The 20,342-nt window shown below is 59.4% G+C and carries 21 protein-coding genes and 1 tRNA gene; 6 read left to right on the forward strand and 16 right to left on the reverse strand.

The window, feature by feature from the left end; all coding sequences use genetic code 11:
* The first annotated feature begins 127 nt into the window (after nucleotides 1-127).
* Nucleotides 128-487, forward strand: coding sequence for a thioredoxin family protein (locus MW046_RS09265; RefSeq protein WP_247992826.1), 360 nt, complete (start codon nucleotides 128-130; stop codon nucleotides 485-487).
* Nucleotides 488-496: 9 nt separating this feature from the next.
* On the opposite strand, the gene MW046_RS09270 is transcribed toward MW046_RS09265, so the two are convergent.
* The 3 genes from MW046_RS09270 to MW046_RS09280 all read right to left on the reverse strand — a co-directional run bounded on the left by MW046_RS09270 (nucleotide 497) and on the right by MW046_RS09280 (nucleotide 4,964).
* Nucleotides 497-2,614 carry a thioredoxin domain-containing protein gene (locus tag MW046_RS09270; RefSeq protein ID WP_247992827.1) on the reverse strand — a complete coding sequence of 706 codons (2,118 nt, stop codon included), beginning with the start codon at nucleotides 2,612-2,614 and terminating at the stop codon, nucleotides 497-499.
* A gap of 83 nt (nucleotides 2,615-2,697) precedes the next feature.
* On the reverse strand, nucleotides 2,698-4,005 hold the full coding sequence (locus MW046_RS09275; protein ID WP_247992828.1) for an MFS transporter: 1,308 nt from the start codon (nucleotides 4,003-4,005) through the stop codon (nucleotides 2,698-2,700).
* A gap of 89 nt (nucleotides 4,006-4,094) precedes the next feature.
* Nucleotides 4,095-4,964, reverse strand: coding sequence for a DUF7351 domain-containing protein (locus MW046_RS09280; protein ID WP_247992829.1), 870 nt, complete (start codon nucleotides 4,962-4,964; stop codon nucleotides 4,095-4,097).
* A gap of 327 nt (nucleotides 4,965-5,291) precedes the next feature.
* Here MW046_RS09280 and purD point away from each other — a divergent pair, with 327 nt between their 5' ends.
* Complete coding sequence (gene purD, locus MW046_RS09285) at nucleotides 5,292-6,578, forward strand: phosphoribosylamine--glycine ligase (RefSeq protein WP_247992830.1); 1,287 nt, start codon at nucleotides 5,292-5,294, stop codon at nucleotides 6,576-6,578.
* 26 nt (nucleotides 6,579-6,604) lie between these two features.
* On the forward strand, nucleotides 6,605-7,114 hold the full coding sequence (locus tag MW046_RS09290; RefSeq protein ID WP_247992831.1) for an acyltransferase: 510 nt from the start codon (nucleotides 6,605-6,607) through the stop codon (nucleotides 7,112-7,114).
* A 22-nt stretch (nucleotides 7,115-7,136) separates the two neighbouring features.
* Here the strand turns inward: MW046_RS09290 and MW046_RS09295 are convergent, their stop codons facing one another.
* The 6 genes from MW046_RS09295 to MW046_RS09320 form a co-directional block, all read right to left on the reverse strand.
* The gene (locus MW046_RS09295; RefSeq protein WP_247992832.1) at nucleotides 7,137-8,030 is read right to left on the reverse strand and encodes an alpha/beta fold hydrolase; all 894 of its coding nucleotides are present in this window, start codon (nucleotides 8,028-8,030) and stop codon (nucleotides 7,137-7,139) included.
* Between the two features lie 109 nt (nucleotides 8,031-8,139).
* On the reverse strand, nucleotides 8,140-8,925 hold the full coding sequence (locus tag MW046_RS09300) for a mechanosensitive ion channel domain-containing protein (RefSeq protein WP_247992833.1): 786 nt from the start codon (nucleotides 8,923-8,925) through the stop codon (nucleotides 8,140-8,142).
* A 1-nt stretch (nucleotide 8,926) separates the two neighbouring features.
* Nucleotides 8,927-9,739 (reverse strand): diadenylate cyclase DacZ, encoded by an 813-nt coding sequence (dacZ, locus tag MW046_RS09305; RefSeq protein WP_247992834.1) that lies wholly within the window; start codon nucleotides 9,737-9,739, stop codon nucleotides 8,927-8,929.
* Nucleotides 9,740-9,823: 84 nt separating this feature from the next.
* Complete coding sequence (locus MW046_RS09310) at nucleotides 9,824-11,251, reverse strand: dihydrolipoyl dehydrogenase family protein (RefSeq protein WP_247992835.1); 1,428 nt, start codon at nucleotides 11,249-11,251, stop codon at nucleotides 9,824-9,826.
* A 79-nt stretch (nucleotides 11,252-11,330) separates the two neighbouring features.
* Nucleotides 11,331-11,489, reverse strand: coding sequence for a DUF7331 family protein (locus tag MW046_RS09315; protein WP_247992836.1), 159 nt, complete (start codon nucleotides 11,487-11,489; stop codon nucleotides 11,331-11,333).
* Nucleotides 11,490-11,692: 203 nt separating this feature from the next.
* Nucleotides 11,693-11,866, reverse strand: coding sequence for a DUF7838 family putative zinc beta-ribbon protein (locus MW046_RS09320; RefSeq protein ID WP_247992837.1), 174 nt, complete (start codon nucleotides 11,864-11,866; stop codon nucleotides 11,693-11,695).
* An 88-nt stretch (nucleotides 11,867-11,954) separates the two neighbouring features.
* Between MW046_RS09320 and MW046_RS09325 the strand changes: the two genes are divergently transcribed.
* Nucleotides 11,955-13,217, forward strand: a complete 1,263-nt coding sequence (locus MW046_RS09325) for a tRNA (N(6)-L-threonylcarbamoyladenosine(37)-C(2))-methylthiotransferase (RefSeq protein ID WP_247992838.1) — start codon at nucleotides 11,955-11,957, stop codon at nucleotides 13,215-13,217.
* Between the two features lie 55 nt (nucleotides 13,218-13,272).
* Here MW046_RS09325 and MW046_RS09330 read toward each other — a convergent pair whose 3' ends face one another.
* Nucleotides 13,273-14,196: a cation diffusion facilitator family transporter gene (locus MW046_RS09330; protein WP_247992839.1), complete on the reverse strand. Its 924-nt coding sequence runs from the start codon at nucleotides 14,194-14,196 to the stop codon at nucleotides 13,273-13,275.
* 32 nt (nucleotides 14,197-14,228) lie between these two features.
* The gene (locus MW046_RS09335; protein ID WP_247992840.1) at nucleotides 14,229-14,768 is read right to left on the reverse strand and encodes an HIT family protein; all 540 of its coding nucleotides are present in this window, start codon (nucleotides 14,766-14,768) and stop codon (nucleotides 14,229-14,231) included.
* Nucleotides 14,769-15,013: 245 nt separating this feature from the next.
* On the opposite strand from MW046_RS09335, the gene MW046_RS09340 reads away from it, so the two are divergent.
* Entirely contained in the window at nucleotides 15,014-15,220 is a 207-nt protein-coding gene (locus MW046_RS09340) for a DUF7835 family putative zinc beta-ribbon protein (RefSeq protein WP_247992841.1), read from the forward strand.
* On the opposite strand, the gene trpG is transcribed toward MW046_RS09340, so the two are convergent.
* Genes trpG through trpD form a run of 4 tightly spaced genes read right to left on the reverse strand, consistent with a single transcriptional unit; the run spans nucleotide 15,217 to nucleotide 19,146 of the window.
* Nucleotides 15,217-15,828: an anthranilate synthase component II gene (trpG, locus tag MW046_RS09345; protein WP_247992842.1), complete on the reverse strand. Its 612-nt coding sequence runs from the start codon at nucleotides 15,826-15,828 to the stop codon at nucleotides 15,217-15,219. The genes MW046_RS09340 and trpG overlap by 4 nt on opposite strands.
* A complete protein-coding gene (gene trpE / locus MW046_RS09350; RefSeq protein ID WP_368411329.1) occupies nucleotides 15,825-17,474 on the reverse strand; it encodes an anthranilate synthase component I in 1,650 nt (549 codons plus the stop codon). Before trpE ends, trpG begins: the two co-directional genes overlap by 4 nt.
* Nucleotides 17,471-18,142 carry a phosphoribosylanthranilate isomerase gene (locus tag MW046_RS09355; RefSeq protein ID WP_247992843.1) on the reverse strand — a complete coding sequence of 224 codons (672 nt, stop codon included), beginning with the start codon at nucleotides 18,140-18,142 and terminating at the stop codon, nucleotides 17,471-17,473. The genes trpE and MW046_RS09355 overlap by 4 nt, the downstream gene beginning before the upstream one ends.
* On the reverse strand, nucleotides 18,139-19,146 hold the full coding sequence (gene trpD, locus MW046_RS09360; protein ID WP_247992844.1) for an anthranilate phosphoribosyltransferase: 1,008 nt from the start codon (nucleotides 19,144-19,146) through the stop codon (nucleotides 18,139-18,141). Before trpD ends, MW046_RS09355 begins: the two co-directional genes overlap by 4 nt.
* 182 nt (nucleotides 19,147-19,328) lie before the next feature.
* Here trpD and MW046_RS09365 point away from each other — a divergent pair.
* Nucleotides 19,329-19,403 (forward strand) — tRNA-Val (locus MW046_RS09365).
* Nucleotides 19,404-19,577: 174 nt separating this feature from the next.
* Here the strand turns inward: MW046_RS09365 and MW046_RS09370 are convergent.
* Nucleotides 19,578-20,012 (reverse strand): NAD-binding protein, encoded by a 435-nt coding sequence (locus MW046_RS09370; protein ID WP_247992845.1) that lies wholly within the window; start codon nucleotides 20,010-20,012, stop codon nucleotides 19,578-19,580.
* Nucleotides 20,013-20,342 lie beyond the last annotated feature (330 nt).

The following is a 20,342-nucleotide window of genomic DNA, read 5'->3' on the forward strand; positions in this document are numbered from 1 at the left end:
TCTATCGTGGACGGACTGACGGCACACAGTGGCGTGGCCTTCGTGACCCACACCTTGAGATGCGTTGGTCACCGGCCGATACTGGTGCGAGCGCGTTCGTTAAGTCGCTCACCCGAATAGCCCGGATATGGCACTCGAAACGATGGCGCCGAATCCCGTTTGGGATGCGGATGCCCACGAAGAGACGGTCACGGTCCTGCGTGAGCACGACGACGTGACGTACACGATCTGGGGTGGTGATTGGTGCAAGGACTGTCGGTCACAGCTCCCCGATTTCGGCGCGGCGCTCGAGGCGGCTGACGTCGAAGACGACCGCATCGAACACGTCGCGGTCGACCGTGACAAGCAAGGTCCTGGCGTCGAGGCGTACGACATCGAGTACATTCCGACGATCGTCGTCGAGCGCGGTGGCGACGAGGTGGCCCGGTTCGTCGAGAGCGAAGACGTTCCTGCAGCGGCGTATCTGGCAGAACAGCTTGATTCGTGAGCCGCTTTTTCACGTTCCCTGTGTGTCAGACCGCCACGCGAGCGCCTCGGCAATGTCGGTTTTCGGCGGCGAACAGGTGAAATTCTTACAGAGATACGCCGTCGGCTCGTCCGCCTGTTGGTCCCGTCCGGCCCAGATCGGTGGGATCTCGTCGAGACCCAGCTCTTCGACCCATTCGGCGACACCGTCGGTCGTCGGCGGCCGCGGTGCGACGATCCGACGCGAGAGATAGGTCGTTGCCAGCTGTTCGCGGAACGACGGCGGGAGTTCCTCGGCCGCAACCGTGAGTTCGATCGGCCCAGCCGCGTGTTCGTCCGCAGCCAGCGCGAGCGAGAGACACCGGAGCGGATCCGACTCGATCGTCTCGGCGTGAGTCGACAGCACTGTCTCGGCGATCGATCCGAATCGGTCGTGAGAGACGAACTGGTCGAGGGCGAGCAACAGCGACGTGGCAACCCCCGCGCTCGACGGCGTCGACTGGTCGGACAACTCCTGTGGCCGGGCGATCATCGATTCGCCGCTTTCGGGAGTGAAATACAGGGTGCGCTCCGTCTCGTCCCAAAACTCCCGCTCGATGGCTGTTGCGAGGTCGATCGCAAACCCGAGCGCCTCGACCGAACCCGTCGTCTCGTACAGATGTAGCGCCCCTCGTCCGAGAAACGCGTAATCCTCGAGGTAGCCGTCACCGCTCACATCACCGTCTTTCTCCCGGCGCGCCAACCGGCGTTCTTTCTCATCCCAGAGCTGAGACCGGACGAACGAGAGCGCACGCTCTGCGGTGTCGGCGAGCCCCGCGCCGGGACGGACCAGCGCGCCCTCTGCGAACGCGGAGATCATCAGTCCGTTCCAGCCTGCTAGCACTTTCTCGTCTCGTCCGGGGTTGGGTCGCTGCCCACGGTGCTCGAACAGCTGTTTGCGGGCCGTCTCCAGTGATGACTCGACGTCCTCGGCCGAGCGATCGTACGTCTCGGCGAGTTCGTCGATGCCGGTTTGGACGGTGAGAACGGTGTTCCCGTCCTCGAAATTCCCGGATTCGGTCACGCCGTATCGGTCACAGAACAGGTCAGCGGCCGTATCATCGTCCACTGCAGTGTCGATCTCCTCGGGCGTCCAGACGTAAAACGCTCCTTCCTCTCCGTCGCTTTGGGCGTCCAGCGTGGCGTAAAACCCGCCGTCGGGATGGGTAAGCTCCCGTTCGACGAACGAAAGCGTCTCTCGGGCAGCACGAACGTACCGGTCGTAGCCAGTGAGCTGGTAGCCGGCGAGCAACGCCCGCGTGATCTCGGCGTTGTCGTACAACATCTTCTCGAAGTGAGGAACTACCCATTCCCTATCCGTGGTGTACCGGTGGAATCCCCCGCCAACGTGGTCGAACAGCCCGCCTCGGATCATCGCATCTAAGGTTTCCTCTGCTACCGCTCGGTACGCTTTCTCCCCGGTTCGGTCGGCCGCGCGCAACAGTGCCCGGATCCGACCCGTCTGGGGGAACTTCTGTCCGGAGCCGAACCCACCGTACTCCCTGTCGGCGCTTTTGACGACCCGCTGTGCAGTCGACTCGAGCACGTCGGCTTCGGGCGCTTTTCCGGGTTGGTCCGGAACTTCCTCTAGCTCTCCTGCGATCGCGTCGGTCCACTGCTCGGCCCGGGTTTCCATCTCCTCGCGCTGATCGGGATCGGTCCACGAGCCGGTGATGTTTTCGAGGAGATCTCGAAAGCCCGGAACTCGTCCACGCGCCTTGGGCGGGAAGTACGTCCCGACGTAAAACGGCTTACCATCCGGTGTGAGCCACACCGACAACGGCCACCCGCCGCCACCGGTGACGAGCTGACAGATCGTCTGGTAGATGCTGTCAAGATCCGGCCGCTCCTCGCGGTCGACCTTGATCGGAACGAAATGTTCGTTCAACACCGACGCGACTGACTCGTTTTGGAAGCTTTCGTCTTCCATCACGTGACACCAGTGACACGCCGAATAGCCGATCGACAGGAAGATCGGAACATCGCGCTCTTTGGCTGCTGCGAGCGCGTCATCATCCCATGGCTGCCAGTGCACCGGATTGTCCGCGTGCTGTTGGAGATACGGACTCTGCTCCTCATCGAGGCGGTTGCGTCGAGTGGGATCAGTCATATCCCACGTAGCGGTGCGACACTAAAGAATGGCTGCTTTAGACTTCTACGTATCCGAAACGAACTCTTCGATCGATCCGGGTGTCACCGCTCTTTTCGATCGGTGTGAACACCGAGCACTGTCTCGTCAGCCTCAGCTACTGACGGGAGTGACCGGAGTCGTGGATGAAGCAAGTAGTACACTCCGACGACAGCTATCATCCCACCGATCCCATACAGCGCCACCGCGCTGCCGACGACGCTAGCGATCGCTCCACCGAGTACTCCACCGACAGGCGCTATTCCCGACAGCACTGTTCGCATGAGTGATGTAACACGACCGAGGAGTGCGTCGTCAAGCGCGGATTGCACCATCGAGAAGAACAACACGTTGAACGTACCCAGTGGCACTGCGGCCATGAACAGCACTGCACCGGTTGGCCAGACGCCAGGCGCGGTGACTGCTGTGAGCAACAGTGACCCAGAGCACACGTGCGAAGCGATCGCTACCCAGCCGATGGGGAACTTCTCGATGAGAAACGCCCCACCTGCCCCAACGAGGCTTCCCGCCCCCATCGCCGCCACGAGCAGACCGTACGCTGTAGGCCCAGCGAGTGAATCCGCAACGATCGGCAGGAGTGCAGTCAGTGCTGTCGCCGCGAAATTGCTCACCATCATCCCGAACAGCATCGCTTGTAGGACAGAGCCGTGTACGTAGTCGATTCCCTTTCGGAACTCGGCGATGTACCCCTCATCGTTCTCATCGCTCTCGTCCTTGATCTCATTCTTCCCGTTGTTCCGTGGCGTCTTCGGAACGGTGACACCGACGAACAGGAGTGCCGCAACGGCGAACGTGATCGAGTTAATGACAAACAGAGGGACTGCCCCGATGACAGCGATGAGCACGCCAGCGACGGCGTTGGCGACCATATCGACCGTTCGAACAGACGTCGAGAAGAGTGAGTTTGCCTGTGTGAGTTCATCTTCCGCAACGATCTGTGGGAGTGCCGCGTTCTGTGCCGGGTAAACGAACCCGTTGACGAAATACAATACGGGAATGAGGAAGAGCACGAGCCAGACTGAGAGACGATCCACCACGGCGGCGATAGGCACAACCAGCACGCCGATACCGTTGATGAGCTGGGTGCTCAGGAGTAACCGACGCAATCGCCAGCGGTCCACGAGTGGCCCGATGAAAACGCTGAGGAGGTCGGGTGCCCGCACGAGCGCAGTGGCAAGTCCTGTGTAGAACGCTGAACCCGTCAGCTCCCCAACGAGCCACATCGTCCCGATGAAATACAGGCTATCACCGGTGTCAGTAGTGACTCGTCCAGAGAACAGTCGCAGAAAGTTCGTGTTGGTGGCGAGACCACTGAAACCAGATCCGCTGAAACGTCGTCGAACCCATCCCATGCCAACGAGCAGGAAACAGCCCAGAATAAGTGTTAGCAGAAAATCACTTCTGTAAACTGTCGAGCCGAAGCCTGTTTCTGTCTGAATTCTTATTTGCGATACCGTTCAACGACGTTCAGATCTTCATCAACGATCAGTTCGAGTTCATCACCTAGGAGCGAGACAGTGACGCTGATTCGCAACGGGTTGTTCGAACGCACGGTCGTGTACTGGTCAACGTTGTAGACGTAGCTCTGCAGGAACTCCTCGTTGAGATCGATGCCATGGTCGTCGTACAATGCGATGACGGCGGGGTGGTAGCTGAGGTGCAACCCGACGGTAGCGGTGGCGTGGTGTTGACACCGTTCGCAGTCGTATTCGAGACCGATCTCTCGGTTGTGGTACTCGGGATCTCTCGTGATCGAGTGGGTGATGGCTCCAGCACAGTTCGGGCAAACACCGTTCACAGTGAACGAGAGCTGTGCCCGGATCCAGCGGCTGGCCGTTTCAGCGAATTCTTTGCGAGGACGACCATCAAGCACTCCCGGCGGGAACGCGAACCGCAACACCGCTTCCGTACAGTTCGGACAACAGACGACGAACTGATCGTTTTCGTAGCTCGCTTCGAGTGACGACCCACAGGCGGAACACGATGTACCGATTTCGAACGGATCGATTTCGACGCGCTTCGTGTAGGTTCCATCGAGTATTGCGCCGATGATCCGCCGCCCGGCGTAGGTGAGTCCGTACCCTTCCTCATCGCGTTGGACGAACGTCCCGACGAGCTTCCCGAGGTGGTAGTTGAACTGACCGCTGTCAGCAACGGCAGCGCGGTCTTGCAGTTCCGAGAACGATACAGGAGTGTTTTCGGCCTGCCAGAGCGCTTGAATGATGTCGATCCGCGTCTCATTGCCGAGAATCGAAAAGACATCTTCTGGGGGGAGCCGCTCAGTTACGTCCTGCTCGGTCGAATCTGACATTGTTGAACATAATCATAACTGGAGATAGATCCTACCCATCCTGTCATAGGCGAGACCGTTCTATCCGTCGATTGCGACGGCGGTAGCGGTGGCGGAGCGGACAGGTCACTCACCGCGAGCGGTAGCGAGCGGCTTTTTTTAGTCTTCCCGCGAGCGCAGAGAGGAACGAAGTTCCTCAAGCAACCGGGCGCAGCCCAGTGACAGCGAGTGGAAGCCTGCAAGAGCGAAGCTCTTGCAATGCAGGTTTTTTGCAAGGTAGCTTCGCCACCCTCTCGTAAAAAAAGTGGATGGGCAACGCTTACATCGCCGTGCCCCGCTCACTCGGTCATGGACGAGACCGTTCTACTCGTCGGCGGCGGCGGGCGAGAGCACGCGATCGCTCGCGCGCTGACCGATTCCGACGTCACCTTGTACGCCTGTGCGTCGAACCGCAATCCCGGCATCGCTCGGCTCGCGGCAGGATTCAAAACACTGGATGAGACCCACCCAACGGCGGTTGTCACCTACGCGACGGAGATCAACGCGACGCTGGCGGTGATCGGCCCCGAGGCACCGCTGGAATCTGGCGTCGTAGACGCTCTTGAGGAGGCAGGGGTGTACGCGTTCGGTCCCCGCGAAACCGAGGCGCGAATCGAGACGGACAAGGCGTTTCAGCGGCGGTTCATGGCCGAACACGACATTCCGGGCTGTCCGGACTTTGCGACGTTTGAGGAGATGGACGCGGCGTGTGAGTACATCGACAGCTACGACGGCGATCTCGCGGTCAAACCCGCTGGACTCACGGGTGGGAAGGGGGTGCGTGTGACCGGCGACCAGATAACGAAAGAGGAGGCAAAAGCCTACCTCCGGGAATCGGAGTATACCCGAGTGGTGCTCGAAGAGCGCTTGGTCGGCGAGGAGTTCACCGTCCAAGCGTTCGTTGCCAACGGGGAGTTTCGGGTTTCGCCCGCTGTGCAGGACCACAAACGCGCCTACGAAGGAGACGAAGGACCCAACACCGGCGGGATGGGGAGCTACTCCGCTGAGGATGATCTGCTCCCGTTTATGACGGCCAAGGACTACGCGGACGCTGTCTCGATCATCGATCAAGTCGTTGACGCCCTCAAAGGGTACAAAGGGACGCTGTACGGGCAGTTCATGCTCACTGCGGAGGGAGTGAAGGTCGTGGAGTTCAATGCTCGGTTCGGCGATCCCGAAGCGATGAACACCCTTCCGGTGCTCGAAACCCCGTTGCTCGACGTGCTCAAAGCCGCCCGCGACGGCGAGCCGCTCCCAGAACTGACCTTCACACAGCAGGCAACGGTGTGTAAATACGCCGTTCCGGCGGGTTATCCGACCGATCCCAGTGCGGGTGCTGAGATCACGATCGACGAAGACAGCGCGGGTGAGGCCTTGTTGTTCTACGCTAGCGTCGACGAGCGGGACGACGGAATCTACACCACTACCTCTCGTGCCTTCGCGGTCGTCGGTCGGGCTGAGAACATCGAAACCGCCGAAGAGATCGCAGAGGAGGCGTTAGCTGTGGCCGGTGAGAAGGGACTGCACGTTAGACACGACATCGGGACCCCCGAGTTGGTCCAACAGCGCATCGACCACATCGAAACACTCCGGTAGTTCTCACCACCCCGCTCTTACCGTTCATGCCCGACGACACAGACCCCACTCGTCACGACCGTCTCGACAGACACCCGACACCGGGAGCACACAACTCCCTATGGCGGTGGCCCAGCGCCAAACATCCGTTGCGGATCGCGTTCAACTACGCCCTCATCGTCCTCGCGCGCCACTCCCCAAGCCTGCGGCTGAAGAACTATCTGCTGGGACTCACGGGTGTTACCGTGGGGCAAGGTGTTTCGTGGGGCTTAGAGTCGACGCCGGACGTGTTCTGGCCCGAACTCATCACTGTTGAGGACCACGCCATCATCGGGTATGACGCCACACTCCTCTGCCATGAGTTCCTCCAAGAGGAGTATCGAACCGGTGCAGTCGTCGTTCAGGAAGGAGCGATGATCGGTGCGGGTGCAATCGTGCTTCCTGGAGTGACGATCGGTGCGGGTGCGCGAGTGGCTGCCAACTCGCTGGTGACCGACGACGTCCCTCCCGACACGACCGTGGCCGGTGTGCCCGCGACCGAACAGTCACGAGCGTGACTTTTTGGCTGCGCTGTACCGCTCACTGCTCGAAATGGTCCAACAGGAGTGCAGTGACCCGATCCGGATGCTCGTGAGTGATCCAGTGGGTGGCGTGGGGAAACCGTTTGAGATCTCCGTGTTCGCAGTAACCGAGGCTCCGTTCGGCCATCTCGGGCACGAGCGCCTGATCGTTCTCGCCCCACACGATCCGCGTCGGAACCGTGACCCGCTTGTCAGGGACCGTCGGCCGGTACCGGAGGGCTCGGTACCAGTTGATCATCGCGGTCGGCGCGCCTGCCTGTGTCCACGCACGGCGGTATCGGTCGAACGCTTCCTCGGTGAACGTTCCCGGCTGCGATCCGTCCCGCATCGCGCTCACCCACGGCTCGAAGTCGGCTCGTTTCACGTACCACTCGGGAAGACGAGGAATCTGGAACTGAAAGATGTAGCTGCTTTTGAACAGCTGTATGAGGCTCGAACGCAGCGTATCAACGAACACCGCGGGATGGGGCACGTTGACGATGCCGAGACGGTCGACGATCTCGGGACGACGAAGCGCCAGATCCCATGCCACGGCCGCTCCCCAGTCGTGTCCGATGATGTGAGCGGACTCGCGCCCCTCCGTTTCGAGGAGCGCAGCGACGTCCGCCGAAAGCCGAGACAGCCGGTAGGGACGGACACCGGTGGGTTTCTCGCTCAGGTTGTAGCCGCGTTGGTCGGGAACGAGTACCCGGTATCCCGAATTCACGAACGGCTTGATGTACTCCGACCACTGGTACCAGAACTCCGGAAACCCATGTAAGAACACGATGAGCTCCGCGTCAGTCTCACCGGCTGTGACGACGTGTAGCTCCACGCCGTCGACCGACCGAATCGCTGCTTCGGCCGAGGGAACGTCCGGAAGGGCGTCGGCTGGGGACTTCCGTGCGGTCATGGTGTGCTCGAACGATCGAAATTCGGGAATGACGCACAAAATACCTCGGTGGAGTCTGTCAGAATAAGCACGCCGTGAATCGTTCCTGATCCTACGGTCGAAAGCGAGACTAGGACCTGATTCGTACGATCCCAGAACGGAGCACGAGGTGGTTCGGGAGGATGAACTCCTCCTCGTCGCTCTCGATGTGGGTTGCGAACAGCCCCACCTCCTGTACGATGCCGCGATGGTCGTCGATGTTGACCGTGTCACCGATCGAATATGGCTCCGAAAAGATGAGGAACACACCGGCAGCCCCCGCAGCGAGGAGATCTTTGAATGCGAGTCCTCCCAATACGATGATGCCGAGCAGATAGCCACCAAGAACGACAAGCAGTGCACCGGTTTCGATTCTGAGTTGTGCGAGCGCGATGAGCGAGGCGACAAAGAGAATGCTGTATTTGACCGCAGATGGGAGCAGTGACACCTCGGTGAGCTTTACGTCCTGAAGCGACTGTTTGATCTCGACTTCGGCTTTGTCGCCGACGATGAGACCGATGATCACGACCAGCGCGGCGACAAACACCTGCAACAGATATCCTCGAAGCAGTTCGAGATAGTACCTCGTATCGAGTACGCCACCGATGCTCAGCGTCAGTCCGACCGCGAGCGCGATGAGAAACAGCGTGATGAGCCCCGACAGCAGCCCGATCGTCGACGTTCCGAGCCGATTGACTGTCCGCTCGAATCGTGTTCCTTCGACCCCCTCGGGAACCTCGGCCGCGATGAAAAGTCGTCGGCTGAGTCGACCGATGATGATAGCGACCAACACGCCGGTGACGAACACCACGAGCGGAAGGATCGAATTCGAGAGATCTCTCAAAAACCCATCCACTATCTGCGCTATTTCTGCCATTTTAATATGCCTCCGGATCAAGCTCGAATATCAGCTCCCCACCCGAAAATGCACGCACTAACCCATCGCTTTCGGATAATACGATAGCGATGGCGTTCGTATCACGGGTGATCGCACCCGCAGCCATGTGGCGCGTGCCCAACCCTTTCGGAATGTCGACGCCCTCCGCAGCCGGTTCGAGATACCGATAGGCAGAGACGATCTTTCCGGAATCAGAGATCACGAAGGCGCCGTCCAGCCGCGAAAATTCCTTCAACATCACGTCGACGATCGGATCCCCGACGTGTACGTGTGATTTCTCGAAGGGATTGTACGACAGAGACCGCGATTTGTTCATCACCTTTCCGGCGTCACCGACTACGAACAATGCTCCGACTGGTTTGCCTTTCTGGCCTTTCTTTCCGAGTCCGATCACGACCTCCAACACGTTTCGGATGACCGATGGCTCAGCCCGGGAGTTAACGAACAGATCGTAGATGCCTGTGTGTGTGAACTCTCCTGCTCGAATACGGATCACTGAATCGATGCCATCATCAAAGAGATTCATCGCACAGAGAATGATCGTACCCGTGTCGATGTACTCTTGATCGATCCCTCCTTCCATCCCGAATCGGATCCGCTCTTTGATGTCGTTAAACTCGATCGGTAACTCGATGAATAGCTCCGCTCCAACCGTGTTCTCCACTGCCACCACGATGACCGGTACGTCGGACTCATCGACGATCGTTTCGTAGTCAGCGGTGCTCGGGGAGAACAAAAACACGGCATCGATATCCGCGACGAGATCCGTCACTACCCCCCCCAGTCCAGACATACTGTGTCTCTACTGTTGATGGAGGCGCGATACAGGAAAACCTTTCCGGCCGATTCTGCCACGTCTTCACGAGCCACACCCCTCTCAGCGTCCGTTCGTCGGCTCCGTGGCGTCGGTTTCTCGTTCGGACAACAGTTGTTTTGCCTCTCGAAGGAGTCCATCGAGAATTTCGGGTGTGGTCGGATGATAGGCGCGGTCGGGGATGTTCTCGACATCCATCTCGTTTTCGATGACGATCTGCATCGTCTTCGCCATCACGTCGGCGTGATAGTGAAGTCCTTGGTAGCCGAGCACCGTGCCATCGGTGTTGACGACGAGTCGCGCGAGTCCTTCTGGCGCGTCTTTTGTGGTGAAAACGCCGTCATCGTTGGCGTGCCGGTCGACTGTGATGTGCTCGATGTTAGCCGTGCGGGCCGACGCTGCAGTGTGTCCGACGCGGACGATCGGATACACGCCGAGCCCGGCAAACACCACTCGATGAGTCACGTTCTCGTAGGATCGCAGACTCCGACCGTCCCGATGCCGAAGGATGTTGTCAGCCGCTCTGTGTCCCTGTTCTTTGGCCACATGGAGGATCGGTTCTCTGTCGTTCGCGTCCCCAACGACAAACGTGCGCTCGTCATCGCGGGTTTGCATCGTGTCTTGAACCCACTCTCCGCTCGGTTCGATCGCCGTCCGTTCGAGCCTGAGTCCGTCGAGTGCGGGCTGTCGACCCGTGAACACGAACAGCTCCTCGGCATCGATCGTCCGTGTCGTGCCCCCCTCCTCGACAGTCAGCCGAACGCCCTGTTCGGTCGTTTCGAGTGCTCTTTCGCGCGTGTTCGTTCGGATATCGACATCGAACTTCTCACGATACAGCGATAGGAGCTCGTCTCCGAACAGCGCGTCGTGGCCGTCCAGCGGACGATCGTCGTGTTCGATCACCGTCAGATCGACATCACCCGCTTCGGCCAGATACGGAACCAGCTCGATTCCGACAGCACCAAACCCCATCACGATTCCTGAATCGGGGAACCCGGTCGCATCGAGTACGTCCGCACTAGTCATGAATTCGACGTCGTCAATCCCCGGTAGCTCTGGGATCGATGGTTTCGAACCCGTGGCAACGACGACGTAATCCGGTGTGATCTCTCTTTCGCCGACCGCTACTGTGTGGTCGTCGACGAACTGCGCTGTATCGTGGATGAACTCGACTCCCGTTTGGTCCGTGAGTTTCCGAACAGCTTCGCGTCGGTGTGCACCGAACTCCGCTACGTGTTCGTCTTTGGTTTCGACGGTCCGCTCGAGCGCCACGGACGGTATCGACGCTGAGAGACGGTCGTCGTGACGAGCCTGAAACCGGTGGGCAGCCGCAGATAACACCTCTTTCGACGGCATACATCCCCGGAGAATACAGAGTCCACCGGGCTCGTCGTCGTCCACAAGCGTGAGTCGAACGTCGGCGTCCGCGAGCGCGTTTGCGACGGCTACCCCGGCACTTCCGTAGGCCCCGATGATGAGGACGTGTGTCACACAGAAAGAGGACACTGCCAGGCGTTTAGTTATACCGGGGGATGGCCAACCAGCAGCGGGGGAGTGTCAACGCACTATCCTACACCTGGGAACTGATCTCCACCGCCACATCGGATTGTATCCACGCGCGGTGGTTGTTCGGGTCGTATATCACTACCTCACCGTCTTCGAGTTCGAGAACGATACAGTCCTGCTCGGTGTCATCGCCGTTCGTGCCGTCGTATGTTCGTGTACTCATTGTCCTGTCGTGCCGGGCGGATTGTTTCCATGTCCTAGTATACCACAAGATAATATAAGCTTTCAGTAACCGGAAGGTTAATGGGGGTATAATGTTAATTGATAGCACTACACAAAATTATTTGAGCGGGCGACTTTCGCTTCCGACTCGCTTTGTGTTATACAGGAGCCGTATCGTGGTATGGAGGAATTACTTCGTTTATCTCAGGCCGTGGTGCGGGTATCAGATTCGATGTCGTCGATCTTCACGAACCCGTACCCACACTCCGGGCATCTCCACTTCGTTTTCTCGCCCAGTTGGACGAGCGTACTCGCCGTTCGGTAGAAGTTGTGTGTTTCCTCACAAGACGGGCAGTAATGTTCGATTTCCAGACTCATAGTTTCTCTTGTTGGACCGTCCACTTCACGCTTTCCACGTGATGAAGCGTCGTGTTTTTCCCGCTACGAGCCGGAACTGACGATAGCGATGGCCCGCTACCACATCGAGACGTACGGTTGCACGGCCAACCGTGGTGAGAGCCGCCAGATCGAGCGGCTGCTCCGCGATGGGGGACATCACCCGGTTGACGGTCCCGAGGAGGCCGACGTTGCGATCCTCAACACGTGTACCGTTGTCGAGAAAACCGAGCGCAACATGCTGACGCGGGCCAAAGAGCTCGAATCGGAGACGGCAGATCTCATCGTCACGGGCTGTATGGCGCTCGCTCAAGGTGAGCTGTTCGAGGGCATCGACGCGGAGGTGCTCCACTGGGATGCGGTTCCGACTGCCATTCGAAACGGTGAGTGTCCGACGACGACACCGGGCACGGAACCGGTGTTGGACGGCGTGGTAGGAATCCTCCCGATCGCCCGGGGCTGTATGAGCGACTGTTCCTACTGTATCACCAAGAAAGCTACCGGGAAGATCGACAGTCCGCCGGTCGAGGAGAACGTCGAGAAAGCCCGTGCGCTCGTTCACGCGGGAGCCAAAGAACTCCGTATCACGGGGCAGGACACAGGGGTGTACGGATGGGATACGGGCGAACGCAAGCTCCACACCCTGCTCGAACGGATCTGTGACATCGACGCTGACTTTCGCGTTCGCGTCGGAATGGCCAACCCCAAGGGACTACACGGCATCCGCGATGAACTCGCTTCGGTGTTCGCCAACAACGAGAAGCTGTACAACTTCATCCACGCTCCCGTTCAGTCGGGTAGCAACGACGTTCTCGGTGACATGCGCCGCCAGCATCAGGTTCAGGAGTTCGTCGAAGTGGTCGAAACGTTCGATTCGGCGCTCGACCACTGGACGCTCTCGACGGACTTCATCGTCGGCTTCCCGAGCGAAACCGACGCCGACTACAGGCAGAGTCTCGCGTTGTTGCGCGAGGTCCGTCCCGAAAAGATCAACGTGACACGCTTTTCCAAACGTCCCGGGACCGACGCCGCACAGCGTAAGGGTCTCGGCGGTACGATCAAGAAAGAACGCTCTTCGGAGATGGTCGAAGAGAAAATGGAGATCGTCGGCGACGCCTACCGCGACATGGTGGGAGAACGCCACGAGGTGCTCGTCGTCGAGCAGGGCACGGGCGATTCGGTGAAATGTTACGACGAAGCCTACCGACAGGTCATCATCAAAAACGCCACCGAGCACGATATCCAACCGGGCGAGTTCGTGACGGTTGAGATCACCAGCGCCGAAACGGTGTACTGCTTTGGCGAACCCGTTTCCGTTTGCGTTTCCGAGTGATCGTTTCGGCCGTTTCGATCGTTCCGCTCACACAACGGTTATCCAACCGTTTCCATCACTCTATTCCGTTCGTATCAGTTCCGTCAGTATAGCTGTCATCGGTGTCCTTCCACTCACCGAGTTCCTTCGGGTCGAGATGCACGAACACGTCGTCGACTTCGGGGATATCCCGAATCGATTCGACGACGTCGGTTTCGATGTCGTGGGCGTCGGTGAGCGACCGATTTCCTTCTATTTCGAGATGGAGGCTCACGTCAACCTCGGGTCCCACGTGGTGTGGTACGACGTCGTGAACCCCGTGGACATCGGGGTGTGAGAGTGCCCGGTCGATGATCTCCTCACGGAGTTCCTCGGGTGGTGCGACTCCGATGAGATAGCCGACGTTGTCGACCACGATCTCGATGCCCGTATACATGATCCCAAGGGAAACGACAGCCCCAGCCACCGGGTCGAGCACCGGCCAGCCGACGCTCGCGCCGAGAACCCCGATCAATGCCGCGAGTGCGGTGAGAACGTCGGCGCGATTGTCCAGCGCCGTTGCTTCGATGGCTGGAGAGTGGTACGTTCGGCTCATCCGGAGGCAGTACCGATAGAGAAGGTATTTCACGCCTGCAGCCCCTCCAAGCACGGCGATCGCGGGCAGTCCACCGACAGCGACAGCTCCCGTTTCGATGGACTGGACTGCGTTGTAGAGCACGGCGACTCCAGCGATGAGGATTCCGAGCGCGACGAACAACGAGACGAACGGCTCGATCCGCTCGTGTCCGTGAGGGTGGTCGGGATCCGGTGGCTGTGTCGTCACGTACAAGCCCCAAACGACGACGAGACTGTACACCCCATCAGCGAGACTGTTTACCGCTTCCGACCCGACTGCGATCGATCCCGTCGCAAGATACACCCCACCCTTAGCTACCACGAGGATAGCGTTGACTCCCAACACGAGGAGTCCGACGCGTCGAAGGGCTGTGGTTCGATTCATCGTCCGTATGTGTCATCTAGTTCGACCGTCGTTCACTCTCTTCGTTCGATCCCGACCGCGCCCGCACCGGTGGTATCGGTCCCGTTCTGTGTGGTGAACGCCTCGTACAGACGGTCGTAGGTGTTCTCGATGGCCTCGACGATGACTTTCGTATCGCCGATGACGGGCATGAAGTTCGTATCCTCTTCCCACCGGGGTACGACATGGGTGTGGAGATGGTCACTGATCGAACCGCCAGCTCCGTGGCCGAGGTTACACCCCATGTTGAATCCGTCCGGATCGAAGGTTTGTTCGAGTGCGGCGAGCGTCCGCTGTTTCAACCGGGCGTGGTCGAGCAACACCGAATCCGATAGCTCACCGTACTCACCCGTGTGTGTCTCCGGGATGACCATCACGTGACCCGGATTGTACGGATAGTTGTTGAGCAACACGTACGCGTGCTCGCTCCGAGCGACGATCCGACTCTCCCGGTCCTGTTCGGCCGTCGGGAGTTCACAGAAGACACAGCCGCCGTCTTCGTCCTCGTCTCGCTCGACCCATTCGATTCGCCACGGCGCGAACACCTGTTCCATGACCGTTTTCCGTCCCACGAGCCGTTAAGCATAGCGTACCGTTCTTGCGAGATACCCATGCCTATTTAAACATAATGGCCCATTCGGATCCGTTTTCCGTCAGACCGTTTTAGAAACGGTTCTAAACGCTCTCAACGGAACTAGAACGATTACCACCAAAATCGGCTTCCGTAATGCGAAAATCGATGTGAACTACCCCCAACGGAAATGGGTTTTTATACCCGTTAGTCTGGTAGCAGTGATCGATGAAAGCCTCCAAGCAGCAGTCGAAGCAGGCGGATGTCCACGAGATGTGTTCGGCGTGCGGACGCGAAACGCCTCACGACGTATCTGTCAAGATCCTCACTGAGAGCAGCAAGCCAGAAAACGCGCAGTTTTCTCGTGAACCGTATCGCGTTAGCGTCTGTCAGATCTGTGGTTCGGAAACGTCGCTTCGGATGAACAACGCCTAAACCGTTCTGAGGAAATTCCGGACGATCTCGTGGCCCGCGTTCGTAAGCACGCTTTCGGGATGGAACTGGACGCAGCTGATCGGGTGCTCGCGGTGACGAACACCCATCACTAGATCGGCTGTTTCATGGGCTACTTCCGTGGTGGCTGTCACTTCGAAACACGCTGGTACGTCCGTGGCAACGAGTGAGTGATAGCGTCCGCCGCGGATCGGATTGGGAAGTCCCTCGAATACGCCCTTCTCGTCGTGTTCGACTGGGACCGCTTTGCCGTGGATCGGTTGGGGTGCGTGATCGACCGTGCCGTCGTAGGCGTACACAGCGGCTTCCAGTCCGAGACAGATACCGAGCGTCGACACGGTGGTGCTCAATTCAGTGAGAACGTCGAGCGTGACGCCGACGTCTCGGTCGTTTTTTGGGTGTCCTGGGCCGGGACTGAGCACGATCGCATCCGGTTCGAGTGCACGGATGTCTTCGAGCGAGGCGGTGTTACGAACCACCTCGGTGGTCGCGTACTGGCTCACGTACTCGACGAGATTGTACGTGAACGAATCGAAATTATCGATGAAACAGACGTGCTTTCCCGTTTCTGCTGGTCGTTGGGTCGTCATCGTGGTGGCTCTCGTTCCGGTTGGCGTGATTCAGTCGTCTCGGCTTCGATCGCTTCGAGTGCAGTCAGTACGCCGTTCATCTTCTGTTCGGTCTCTTCGTATTCGGCGGTCGGATCGCTGTCGGCGACGATTCCAGCGCCCGCTTGGACCGTGATGCGGTCCTCCGACGCCCCGGTGTCGTTGCCCGCCTGTTCGATCGTCGCGGTTCGGATGACGATCGCCAGATCCGCGTCACCATTCCACGAGTAGTACCCGAGTCCACCACCGTAGACGCCACGCGGTTGTGACTCGAGTGCGTCGATGAGCTCCATCGCACGGATCTTCGGAGCCCCAGTCAGCGTTCCGGCGGGGAAGGCCGCGCGCGTCGCATCGAACGCATTCGCGTCCTCGGCGAGCGTTCCGGTGACAGTGCTCTCGATGTGCTGGACGTGGCTGTATTTGAAGACGTTCATGAACTCTTCGACCGACACGCTGCCCGGCTTGCTCACACGCCGAACGTCGTTGCGAGCCAGATCCACGAGCATCGTGTGCTCTGCGCGCTCCTTTTCATCAGCAAGCATCTCACCCGCCAGCCGCCGATCCTCGACGGGGCTATCCCCACGATCACACGTTCCCGCGAGCGGATACATCGCCACTGTCTCGTGTTGGACCGACACGAGCGTTTCCGGACTAGCGCCGACGATCGTGCTGTCACCTCGATCGAGCACATACATGTACGGTGATGGATTGATCTCTCTGAGCGCGCTGTACAGCCCGAGAGGATCGATCTCACCCGAAACGTCTCGCCGTCGAGAGATGACGCCCTGATAGATGTCTCCATCGAGCACGTGTTCTTTGGCCTTCCGTACAGCCCGTTCGTACGTCGTCTTGCTCCCCGCACATGAGTCCACACGTTCGACGCCGCCGGTCTCGATATCATCGGCCGTCCGCAGCTGCCGAGTCACTCGGGTTGCTTCCGAACGAAGCGCGGTGTACAGCGCGTTCGCGTCCTCATCAGGACGCACCACCGGCGTGAATACGAGCTCAAGGCTGTCAGTGCACTGATCGAACACGAGCGTCGAATCACTCAGGACGAACGCCGCATCGGGCACTCGCGTTTCGGGACGGTCGTAGTCCAGCTCCGACAGGAAGAGATCGTACACTGCGTCGTAGGCGAGCACCCCGACCAACCCGCCGTCCAACCGTCGCCGGGATCGGTCCGGGAATCCACACAATCTCACGTCCGGTAGGACAGCGCTGAGCCTGTCGAGAACGTCCGTTCCCGTCGGATCAGGATCGAGCAGCCCTGTATAGCGATCGTCCAACAGATCGACGGTCACATCCGCGCCGCTTGCGGTGATAACAGCAGCCGGATCGTACCCGACGAACGAGTAGCGGGCGTGTCTGTCGTCGACTTCTGTGGCGGGTGCAAACGCTCCGTCGGGATCACTCGACGGCACCTTTTCCGCGCTTTCGAGCAAAAAGCCGTACTCTCCATGGTCATTCAACGTCGCATACGCCAGCAACGAAGAGACGTCAACATCGAGTGATGCTGCCACGCGGGCCACGACAGGGTCACCCTGATCGGTCGTCCATTCGATGAACTCCTCTCGCGAGCAGTCGAGCATCACTCCCGCTTCATCGGTAACGGATCGTGGGTCGGTCATGTCTTTGGATCAGTCGGTTTCGGTCTGTCGGTTCGTGTTCTGACCCGTTCGAGAAACGACCACACCGCAGCGGGATCTTTGCGTCCGCTACCGCGTTCGACGCCGCTGGCGACGTCGACCCCGTAGGGAGCGACCGTCTCGATCGCGTCACCGACGTTGTCGGGGGTGAGACCCCCGGCGAGCACGACGGGCGAATCGAGCGCCTCGACCCGATCGCGGGCGCGTTCCCAGTCGTGTGTTTCACCGGTTCCGCCGGCACCGACGTCGTCGAGCGAATCGACGACCAACGCGTCGGCCACTGGATCGTAGTCGGGGCTCTCGGTCGCTGTCACCGCAGCGATCATCGACACGTCCGTCTCATCGCCGAGCGCAGCGACGGCTGATGGGGGCAGCCCATGAACTTGCACCGCGTCCGGACCGATGCGATCGATCTGTTCGAGGGCGTCGCTCACGTCCTCGGGCATCGTCACGAGCACCGTACTCACGAACGGAGGCGTCGTCTCGACCAACGTCGCGGCCGTCTCCGCGGAAATCTCACGTGGGGTTTCCACCGGGACGTCATTGATGAATCCCACGGCGTCCGCACCGGCTGTAACCGCGAGATCCCGATCGGTGGCCGTCGTGAGTCCACAGATCTTCACCCGCGTTCGGCTGTTCGTGGTCGTCATTGGGCGACTGAGACCGACCGGAGTTCTTCGAGCACCGACTGGGCAGATCCTGACTCGATCGCTTCCCGAGCGCGGTGGACGCCCGCCTCGATGCTGTCCGCTTCTCCCGAGACGTAGATGGCTGCCCCGGCGTTTGCGAGCACGATATCGCGTTTTGGGCCGGTGCGTTCGCCAGTGACGATCTCTCGGAGTAGTTCCGCGTTCTCCTCTGGGGTTCCGCCTGCGACTCGTTCGATCGGTGCTCGGTCAAGACCGATATCGCCGGGCGTGAGCGTGTACTCCTCGGTCTCCTCGCCCGTAACCTCTGCCACCCGTGTTTTCCCGTGGATAGCGATTTCGTCCAGTCCGGGCCCGTGAACCACAAGCGCCCGCTCGACCGGGAGTCTGGTGAGCGCATGCGCCAGCGTTCCTACCAACTCCGGATCGTACACCCCGACGACTTGGGCGTCCGCCCCCGCGGGGTTCGTCAGCGGCCCGAGCACGTTGAAAATCGTCCGCATACCCAGCTCCCGCCGCGGCCCGATCACCGCCTTCATCGCCGGATGGAACACCGGCGCGTGCATGAAACCGATGCCGTGATCTTCGATCAACCGTTCGACGGTGGCCGGTTCGGCGGCTGCTGGTACGCAAAGCGCTTCGAGTACGTCCGTGCTTCCAGATGAGGAGGAAACGGAGTAGTTGCCGTGCTTGGCGACCGGAACGCCCGCACCACCGGCGACGATGGCGCTGGTCGTCGAGACGTTGATCGTGTCGTGATCGTCGCCCCCCGTTCCACACGTGTCCACCAGCGGTGTCCGATCGGGAGAGATCGTATGGGCAACCCCCCGCATTCCCTCCGCAAACCCCGCGATTTCGGCCTCCGTCTCACCTTTCGACCGTAGTCCGGCCAGCAACGCACCGATCTGTGTCGCCGTCGCGTCCTCGAACACGGCGCTCGCTACCGACCGAGCCTCCTTCTGTGTCAGATCCTCGCCGTCAGTCACACGCTCGATGTAGGTGTTCATAATGACCACTGATGATCGATATTGTCTTGCTTTGTCCAAATATGTACATTGCCTTAATACTGTCGGTAATGTGTGATATTAACTCACACTGTTCCGTGCGGCATCGATCCCGTCCGATCGGGCGGCGGGATTCGGAAAGGTTCAAGTATCCCTCTCCAGTACAGGGAAGTGTAAGCTAAAACGGGTTCGTGGTCTAGACTGGTTATGACACCTCCTTGACATGGAGGAGGCCGGCGGTTCAAATCCGCCCGAACCCATACAGTTTGTTTTTTGTTTTATTTTTTGTATATTTGTCAATGGAGGCCGGCGGTAAGACGTGCAGCGAAGCGCGTAGCGCTGAGCGAACGTCGAAGCACGTCAGTCCCAGAACCGAGCGCAGCAGTCCCACAGGTCGGGGCTCCCGGTGACCATTGGTCCGTGGGGAGAGGAGATCATGTATCGTCTTCGTGGAGTACGTCCATGCGTGGGCCTGCACCGACAACCTCGGCCAGCGCGGTCGCCAGAACGCCCGTTGAGCAGACGGCGTCGAAACCGAGGTCGGTGAACATCGACCAGTTCCGCGGATCGTTCACCCGAACGATGAGTCGACGAACCCCGAACTGATTGCGGACGAGTTGTGCGATGAGTAGATTGGTGCTATCGCGCTCGGTAGCGACGATGATGATCGACGTACCGTCGACATCTAGGCTATCGACCGATATCACTGAGCGGATGTCCTCGATAAGATGCGTGTCGATGCCGCGTTTTTCGGCCTGCTCACTGGCATGGGCGTTCTCATCGACGAACACCACCTCGTTACGATCCGTGTGGAGGCGCTCGGCGAGAGTCTGTCCGACGGCGCTTCCACCGATAATCACGATATGCATGACCGAGATGGAGAATCCGGTGGAAGCCGGATCACTTGGGTGATTGGTTGCCAACACATACCGTAGGAATCGTCACGTAACGTGATAAAAATAGTGATAATATTCCTAAGACGTGAGTCAACAATGTCGATATTGATCAATTCGTTCGTATACTCCTTGTTCCAACGACATCGTCCGACCGGCCGGTAAGACCATCACTGTCACGAAAACTCCCCGAGGTGGTCGTCGAGTGATACCGGTGATCTTCGGCTTCCGGTCGAGCGCGCCCGATCGTCATTCTCGACCGACGATCGACTGGAGAAGCGAACCCCGAGCAACCACCAAACCTGA

This window comes from Halocatena salina (assembly GCF_023115355.1).
GTDB classification, from domain to species: Archaea; Halobacteriota; Halobacteria; order Halobacteriales; family Haloarculaceae; genus Halocatena; species Halocatena salina.